Below are 7,703 nucleotides of genomic sequence, written 5' to 3'. Positions count from 1 at the left end.
TCGTCAAATAAGGCATTGTTTTGAATTCCCAAGGCTGAGGCAGAAGCATTCCCCAGGCACCTTTGGTGACTCATGAACATTGGGATGAGCCAATCAGGATGGCAATGGAAGAAATATAAAACGTTTGAAACCTTTTTTTGACATTGACTATTCATTAAAAAGCTAGAAAAGACATAGACGAAATGGACTAAAGCGATTCTAAAGTGAAGAGAAAATTACAGCCCATAACACTGTGTAGTATCCATGCCTGCTGAAGACTGAAAGTTTGCTACTTTTACTATCTTTGATGCTAGAGGAAAGAGAAGTGCTTATAAATCCGGCACGACTACTACACTAAGCGTTGTGCTTAATTTTGATTCTCAACCAATAAACCTAATATTTATGATAATGAAAAAATTATTTTTAATTGTCTTTTGTACTTCGTTACTGGTAACAGCTTATGGACAGAGCAACCCTACCAAAATTTCGAAATTTGGAGAATTTCAGGAAAATTGGGCATTAATAGAAAAAGGTGGGCTGTTTGGATTTTTGGATAAGGACGGAAATGAAGTTGCTGAGCCCAAATATGAGAAAATTTATCAGTTTGGAGAATTTCAACCAGATTGGGCGCTAATTGAAAAAGGAAAATTGTTCGGATTTTTGGACAAGGATGGAAATGAGATAATTGAACCAAATTACGAAAAGATTTACCAGTTTGGAGAATTTCAACCAGATTGGGCACTAATTGAAAAAGGAAAATTGTTTGGATTTTTGGATAAGGACGGAAATGAAGTTGGTAAACCCAAATATGAGAAAATTTATCAGTTTGGAGAATTTCAACCAGATTGGGCGCTAATTGAAAAAGGGAATTGTTCGGATTTTTGGACAAGGATGGGAATGTGGTTATAAAACCTAAGTATGAGAAAATCTACCAGTTTGGTGAATTTCAGGAAGATTGGGCTTTGGTTGAAATTGGAGGTCTTTTTGGTTTTGTGGACAAAGATGGGAATGAGGTTGTTAAACCTGTTTATGAAAAAATGACCAAAGATATGAAATTAGAAACCGAAACAACTAATTAAGAAAAAAAACTAAGCACAACAAGGGGTGTAAGCAATGTGGGGGATGTGATGACTTCGAATCAGCAGAACCCGCACGGGGGCGGCACTAACGGCGGATGACGACGCTGCGCCACGCCATCCCCCACTGCTCACAACCCCCAGCCGTTGTGCGGCACTCAACTAAACAGCCAAGACGTAAAATGAACCGACCAAAATTGAAATATTCATACATATTGCAGCCGTTGGTACATAGATTGAGCGTTTTTCTTTTTGTTATCCTGTTTGGCCTTGTACCTCTTATTGTGAAGAGTCAAACCATAGACTATGATCAATTGAAGTCAATGATCGACTCTCTGGTAAGTACGGATCAGTTTAGTGGAAGCATAATAGTTGATGTAGGTTCTGAAAAAAAAATCCACTATACAGCAGGCTATGCCAATAGGAATCCGAATATCATGTTATATGGCTCAACCAGATTTGAGATTGCTTCACTAACAAAACAATTCACAGCTGCCCTCATACTGAAACTGTGTGAAGAAGGCTTGCTTTCTTTACAGGATCCTTTCGGTAAATATCTTGAATGGTACCCTGAAGAATATAAAGATCAGGTTTCCATTCATCATTTAATGGCACATCAGTCAGGTATTCCAAATTATACCAATGATAGCGATTGGCCTGAATTGTCGACACAAGATTTTGCTCAGACGGATTTTGTAGCTCATTTTCTAAAAGCAAAAGCCCTGGAATTCGATCCTGGTTCAGATTTCTCGTACAGTAATTCGAATTATTATCTTTTGGGTTTAATTGCCGAAGAAGTTACTAAGGAAAAATACGGAGATCTTCTTTATGAATATTTTTTCAAACCATTGGAAATGAATAACAGCGGAACCCTCGAAAACAGAAATGAGATCAAGAATCTGGCACTTGGATACGAAAAGCTGGCAAGTGGTTATATTGATAGAGCACCTGCTCAAAGCTACTCAACAGCTTTCTCTGTAAGTGGTTTGTATTCAACACCGGAAGACTTACTCAGATGGAGCAAGGCCTTAGATAGTTCTATGATTTCTACTGACACCACCTTGAATAAAATGCTGACCCCATATTTAGCCGATTATGGCTACGGGCTTCTCGTTTCCGAAATAAACCCGAATCTGCTGGCGAACCGGATAAGGAACCCATTTGCCAAAAACGAATCCCCTAACAGTCACACTACTCGATCCATCTGGCATTGGGGAGCGAACCCGGGCTATAATACGTTATTTCTGAAGATTCCGGATCAACAATTGACCATCATAATTCTCGAAAATTTGACAAAATTATCTACAGACATCCCAACAATAATACCTGATATAGCTCAGGATATAGTGACCAAAGTATTGACCCTAAAGTCGTCGGGAAATAACTCAGGAAACCACTAAGTTCAGAAAATTGGGACTTGATAGATCAAGAATCCTTAACGACTTGGCGTATTCAGACAACATATCGAGACTTTCACGATTGACTGCAATTTTGCTGAAATTGCAAGCAAGAACTTCTACCACAGTTGAGTACCTCTCGGAACACTTTGGCGTAAGCAAAAGAACCATATATCGGGACCTAGCGTCTTTAGAAAAAGCAGGAGTTCCGATTATTCAAGTTGAAGGAAAAGGCTATGGTTTAATAGAAGGATATAGATTACCTCCTGTTATGTTTACTGAAAAAGAGGCTAATGCGTTGATCTTCGGAGAAAAAATGATAGCCAAAACCAAGGATCAGTCACTTATCTATGAATTCATCAAAGCAACCGACAAAATAAAGGCTGTTCTGAGAACCAGCGAAAGAGAGAAAGCCGACTTTCTGGCCAATCGAACCATTATTGGTAAAAACTGGAAGGAGGAAAGAACAAGTAACCATTTATCTGACATTCAAAAAGCACTCACTAACTTTCAGGTTATTCAAATTGAATACAAAAAGGAAGGGGCTACCGAAAATAGCTCAAGAAAATTAGAACCCTTTGCTATTTATCATAACACTTCAGAAAATTGGGTTTTGATTGCCTGGTGCAGGTTAAGAAAAGAATTTAGAAGTTTTAGAATTGACAGAATTCAAAAACTGCTTTACCTGCCAGAAAAGTTTATACCCCATAAAATGACTTTAGATGAGTATGTCGAAATTCAAAGAGAAAAACATTTTAATAAAGCTGTGACAAAGGGTTGACATAACACCGGCTTAATTTTGGTGAAAACAATAATAAAATGAAAGATTTTTATACAGAAATTTACATTAATGCTTCCACCGATAAGGTTTGGAAAGCATTTGTTGAGCCTAACCAATTCTTTATGGCATTTTACCAAGCAGATATTCGTTCTACTTTCAAAATCGGAGAACGGATAGAATATGCCGGGGTCTTTCAAGGTCAGGAAACTGTACATATTTACGGAGAGATTATGGAATATGAGAAAGGCAAAGTTCTTTCATATACCGACCACCCTGGACCAATGTACAAAGAAAACCACGCAGAACTAAAGTCAAGAGTCAGAGTTACTTTTGAACCTTTTGGACAGTCTACCCGCCTGACATTAACAAATGATCAATTTACCAAAAACAACCCTATGCAGACAGAAGCCAAACAATGGTATCTGATTCTTAGCAATTTAAAGACCTGGCTGGAAACGGGATATTTAATGGACATACCAAATCAATAATCATGAAGCATTCAACCAATTATTACAACACATTTATTGAAATCGCAGCAGACTGCAAAGCTGAAAAGGGTGAAATGCCGCCTATCAAAGGAGAAAAGAAAACGGTTGCAAACCTGCAATTTGACATGCTTTACGAGAATCCATACAAATACACGTCCGATGACGTATTGTTTGGTGTTTTTGCCATCCGTAAAGAATTTGAAAATGGAGAACTGGATGAACAAAGGGAACATTATTTTTCCAAAGGGCAGCCATGCTTTCGTGCTTCACCACTCACCAAGTCATATGGATGGGGAATACATAGTAATAAGGAAGGGAAAATTGCTATATATGGTGTTGAAACGGAAGCGTATCAAAATTTTTTGGCAGATGATACAATAAAGAAAGTTAAAGCGATGAACAGTAAAAGAAAATAGTAATCTCGGATTAGGTAGGTTCTTACTAAGAACAGTAGAACATTTAAGTAAATAGAAAATGAGCGACCGCACAACATTGGCTATACGTAATGCAGGGTAAAGTGCAGATTTATAATTATTTACACTAAATAAACTTCTCGGTAAACGGACAGTTAAGTGCCTTGAAATCCCGCACTACGCATAGCCGAGTCCGTTGTGCGTCACTCAGAAAAAAATTCCGAACAATAAATGGACTACCAAATACACGAACCACATTCTGACCTAAAATCACTAGTTAATTGCTATTGGACATTGGAAGTGCCTAAACAGTCTGAACCGCAAAAACAGCGAATAGTACCAGATGGTTGTATTGAAATGGCGTTCATTCTCGGAGATGACATAAAACGTTACACGTCCGAAAATGAATTTATACTTCAACCTCGTGCAATGGTACTCGGTCAAACAATTGAACCATTTTACATTGAGCCAACAGGATTTGTTAAAACATTTGCTATCCGATTTTATCCTTATGGTTTTGGAAACTTTGTTTCTGAGTCAATCAATAATTTGGTAAATAAAAAGACACCCATAAGTAAACTTTTTGAAAAAAAATCCGCAGATGATTTAGAGCAAAAAATATTCAAAGCAGAAAATACGGAACAACGAATAAGTATTATCGAAAAATTTCTTTTGGACAGGCTTAATGACGAAAAAACGATTAATACAATCGTAAAAAACACAGTTGATTCCCTTCTATCCACAAACGGAAGTGCTTCAATAAACTCAATCCTTAAAGATGGCTTGTCAAAACGAAGACAACTCGAAAGAAACTTCAAAAAGCAAATTGGAGTAAGCCCTAAACAATTGGGAAAGGTAATTCGCTTGCAGACAGCTTTAAAAATGTTGCTTGAACAAAAAGCAGAAAACCTTACCAATGTTGCTTATGAAAGTGAGTATTTTGACCAAGCACATTTTATAAAGGACTTTAAAGAGTTTACAGGAATAAACCCTAAGGAGTTTATCAATCACGAAAATTTAGCTCTTTCCGCACTTTTTTACAAATAGTTTAAAGGTGTCGCATTTTTACAATTTCAAGCGACTTTCTACAGCTAATTTTGTTTTGTCAACAAAGAACATAAAATGAAAGGAAAAATATTTATCACAATAATGGCTTTGACTTTTGGTATTGTATCCTGCAAAAACAAAGGAACTTCTGTCAGCAATTCAAATCCTACTAATGAAACAACAATAAAAAACGATAAAAATATGAATAGTTTTATATCAATATTTGAGATTCCAGCAACAGACATTTCGAGAGCCATTAACTTTTACAAAGAAATTTTAGGTATAGAAATTGAAAAATTAGAGTTCCCAGGAATGGAAATGGGTTTATTTCCCTACGAAGACCAAATGGTAACAGGAGTTATTGTGAAAGAAGAAGGTTCCGAGCCTTCTGCCAAAGGTGTTACTATTTATCTGAATGGTGGAGATGACTTACAAATTATTCTTGATAAAATAGAAGGAAATGGCGGAAAGATTATTATTCCTAAAACACCACACGCTGACGAGAGTGGATTTTTCGCTATTTTCCACGACTCGGAAGGAAATAAAATGGGTCTTCATTCGCCAAATTAGGAGAAAGAGCGAACGCACAACAATGTATAAAAGCAATAGCGGTTCGGGTGTAAACTCGAATCTTTTTTGCGTTTAATTAAGTATATTGCTTACCGAAAAGTAGATGCGTTTTAATCCGCTACTGCTCTTATGTGTGCCGAGAAGCAGTGAATCGGCAATATTAATTTCGCTGCATGCTGTAAATGAGATGATGGAACCGACCCATCGGAGTCGCTTTATAGGTAGGGGCTTCAAACCACCCAAAGGTGCTATAGCCGTGGTACTGAGCGTTTGGGAAAAGATTCCGCCAAGAGTGGGATCAGGTATGGATAGGGGAGACGAACTGACCGTAACCGCCGAAGAGGTGTCGAGAAAGTGCCACATTCTGTCAAAAGCCGTAAAGGTAAGCATACGGTGATAAATACGGAGGGAACCTACTTACTGTCCGTATGGCAGGCGTCATTCAGGCGGCGTGAACTCTATCCGGGCTTATTTACGGAACTCGGGAATCCCGATAAAATCGGGAGGCGGACTTGCCCTTAGTAACGAGGATTGTTCTGTAACGGGACAGGAGTGAAGGGGCAGGGTTATACAGTCCCATTACATTGACCAACTTGAAAGACAGGATGAATTTATGGAATGAGACAAGAACAGTACCGATCAGTCGGGAAATGGTATGGAACGCCTACCTGAAAGTCAAGGCAAACGGTAAGAGTGCGGGTGTGGATGAAGTCAGCATGGATTCGTTCAATGCGGACAGAACCAAACACCTGTATAAACTCTGGAACCGCATGGCATCGGGGAGCTACTTCCCACCGGCAGTCAGAGAATCGGAAATCCCGAAGAAGGACGGAAAAGTCCGGAAATTGGGCATACCGACTATAAGTGACAGGGTGGGGCAGATGGTGGTCAAGGATTATCTGGAACCCAGGTTGGAAAAGTTGTTCAGTGACAGTTCGTATGGCTATCGACCCCACAGGAATGCCCATCAGGCATTGGAATCTGTAAGGTCTAACTGCCACAGACTGGACTGGGTGATCGATTTGGACATCAAGGGGTTCTTTGATAACATTGACCACGGCAAGCTGATGCAGGCCTTAGAGAAGCATGTCCCTGAAAAATGGGTTTTGCTTTACATAACGAGGTGGCTCGAAGCTCCAGTCGAGAAAACTTCGGGGGATCTGGTGGAAAAGCAGGGAAAAGGGACACCGCAGGGAGGAGTAGTTAGCCCGTTGTTGTCCAATCTGTTTCTACACTACGCCCTTGACAGATGGCTGGAAAATACCGACAAGACAGTAAAATTCGCAAGATATGCCGATGATGCGATACTGCACTGCAATGACAAAGCCCATGCTGAACGGACTCTGAAAGCTGTCAGAGAAAGGATGGCTGACTGCGGATTGAAACTCCACCCCGATAAGACAAAGACAGTCTACTGTAAGGATTATCGGAGGAGGATGAAGGGAGAAAATGTCAAGTTTGATTTTCTTGGCTATTCCTTCCAACCCCGCACCACCCGTTCACGGAAGACAGGTAAACTATTTCTTGGGTTTGACTGTGCCATTAGCATAGGCTCAAGAAAGCGGATAGCTGACAAGCTGGAGGAGTTGGATATAGTGAACATGAGTTGTAGGAGCATAGTGGGAATAGCAAAAATCCTGAATCCTATGATTCGGGGTTGGGTAAACTATTATGCCAGATTCAGAGGCTACGAACTCTCAAAAGTTTTCCAGTTATTAAGGAGGCGTTTAGTAAGGTGGGCAAGAAAACGGTACAAGCGATACAAGACTAGCCTTAACCGGGCATTCAGGTGGTTAGACAGGGTAAGGGTGCAATTCCCAACCCTATTTTACCACTGGCAGGTGGGCTACTCTTGTTAGTAAAGTTCTGTATAACAGGAGCCGTATGATGGGAGACTATCACGTCCGGTTCTGGGAGAGGCTCGGGGTGAAATTCCCCTTGCCTACTCGACA

The 7,703-nt window shown here is 39.7% G+C and carries 10 protein-coding genes; all 10 read left to right on the top strand.

From position 1 onward, the window contains the following. Positions 1-387 precede the first annotated feature (387 nt). The 10 genes from BMW71_RS23370 (at position 388) to ltrA (ending at position 7,610) form a co-directional block, all read left to right on the top strand. Positions 388-888, top strand: coding sequence for a WG repeat-containing protein (locus BMW71_RS23370; protein ID WP_177179753.1), 501 nt, complete (start codon positions 388-390; stop codon positions 886-888). Continuing rightward, entirely contained in the window at positions 861-1,058 is a 198-nt protein-coding gene (locus BMW71_RS23365; protein WP_177179752.1) for a WG repeat-containing protein, read from the top strand. The genes BMW71_RS23370 and BMW71_RS23365 overlap by 28 nt, the downstream gene beginning before the upstream one ends. 179 nt (positions 1,059-1,237) lie before the next feature. Further along, positions 1,238-2,455, top strand: coding sequence for a serine hydrolase domain-containing protein (locus BMW71_RS23360; RefSeq protein ID WP_177179751.1), 1,218 nt, complete (start codon positions 1,238-1,240; stop codon positions 2,453-2,455). A gap of 43 nt (positions 2,456-2,498) precedes the next feature. After that, complete coding sequence (locus BMW71_RS23355; protein WP_092178959.1) at positions 2,499-3,233, top strand: helix-turn-helix transcriptional regulator; 735 nt, start codon at positions 2,499-2,501, stop codon at positions 3,231-3,233. A gap of 38 nt (positions 3,234-3,271) precedes the next feature. Next, complete coding sequence (locus tag BMW71_RS23350; RefSeq protein ID WP_092178958.1) at positions 3,272-3,721, top strand: SRPBCC domain-containing protein; 450 nt, start codon at positions 3,272-3,274, stop codon at positions 3,719-3,721. Positions 3,722-3,723: 2 nt separating this feature from the next. Next, positions 3,724-4,137, top strand: a complete 414-nt coding sequence (locus tag BMW71_RS23345) for a DUF6157 family protein (RefSeq protein ID WP_092178957.1) — start codon at positions 3,724-3,726, stop codon at positions 4,135-4,137. Positions 4,138-4,365: 228 nt separating this feature from the next. Beyond that, complete coding sequence (locus tag BMW71_RS23340; protein ID WP_092178956.1) at positions 4,366-5,181, top strand: AraC family transcriptional regulator; 816 nt, start codon at positions 4,366-4,368, stop codon at positions 5,179-5,181. A gap of 75 nt (positions 5,182-5,256) precedes the next feature. Further along, positions 5,257-5,751 carry a VOC family protein gene (locus BMW71_RS23335; RefSeq protein ID WP_092178955.1) on the top strand — a complete coding sequence of 165 codons (495 nt, stop codon included), beginning with the start codon at positions 5,257-5,259 and terminating at the stop codon, positions 5,749-5,751. Positions 5,752-5,938: 187 nt separating this feature from the next. Then, positions 5,939-6,148: a hypothetical protein gene (locus tag BMW71_RS23330; protein ID WP_143057746.1), complete on the top strand. Its 210-nt coding sequence runs from the start codon at positions 5,939-5,941 to the stop codon at positions 6,146-6,148. A 196-nt stretch (positions 6,149-6,344) separates the two neighbouring features. After that, positions 6,345-7,610 (top strand): group II intron reverse transcriptase/maturase, encoded by a 1,266-nt coding sequence (gene ltrA / locus BMW71_RS23325; protein WP_244891296.1) that lies wholly within the window; start codon positions 6,345-6,347, stop codon positions 7,608-7,610. Positions 7,611-7,703 lie beyond the last annotated feature (93 nt).

Source organism: Cyclobacterium xiamenense (genome assembly GCF_900109255.1).
In the GTDB taxonomy this organism is placed as follows: Bacteria; Bacteroidota; Bacteroidia; order Cytophagales; family Cyclobacteriaceae; genus Cyclobacterium; species Cyclobacterium xiamenense.
The sequence above is the reverse complement of the archived record's forward strand: the minus strand, read 5'-3'. Positions and strand labels throughout refer to the sequence as shown.

Coding starts and splice junctions, on each gene's coding strand:
- BMW71_RS23345 (WP_092178957.1), top strand. CDS start 3,724: ATGAAGCATTCAACCAATTATTACAACACATTTATTGAAATCGCAGCA.
- BMW71_RS23350 (WP_092178958.1), top strand. CDS start 3,272: ATGAAAGATTTTTATACAGAAATTTACATTAATGCTTCCACCGATAAG.
- BMW71_RS23360 (WP_177179751.1), top strand. CDS start 1,238: ATGAACCGACCAAAATTGAAATATTCATACATATTGCAGCCGTTGGTA.
- BMW71_RS23340 (WP_092178956.1), top strand. CDS start 4,366: ATGGACTACCAAATACACGAACCACATTCTGACCTAAAATCACTAGTT.
- BMW71_RS23370 (WP_177179753.1), top strand. CDS start 388: ATGAAAAAATTATTTTTAATTGTCTTTTGTACTTCGTTACTGGTAACA.
- BMW71_RS23330 (WP_143057746.1), top strand. CDS start 5,939: ATGATGGAACCGACCCATCGGAGTCGCTTTATAGGTAGGGGCTTCAAA.
- BMW71_RS23335 (WP_092178955.1), top strand. CDS start 5,257: ATGAAAGGAAAAATATTTATCACAATAATGGCTTTGACTTTTGGTATT.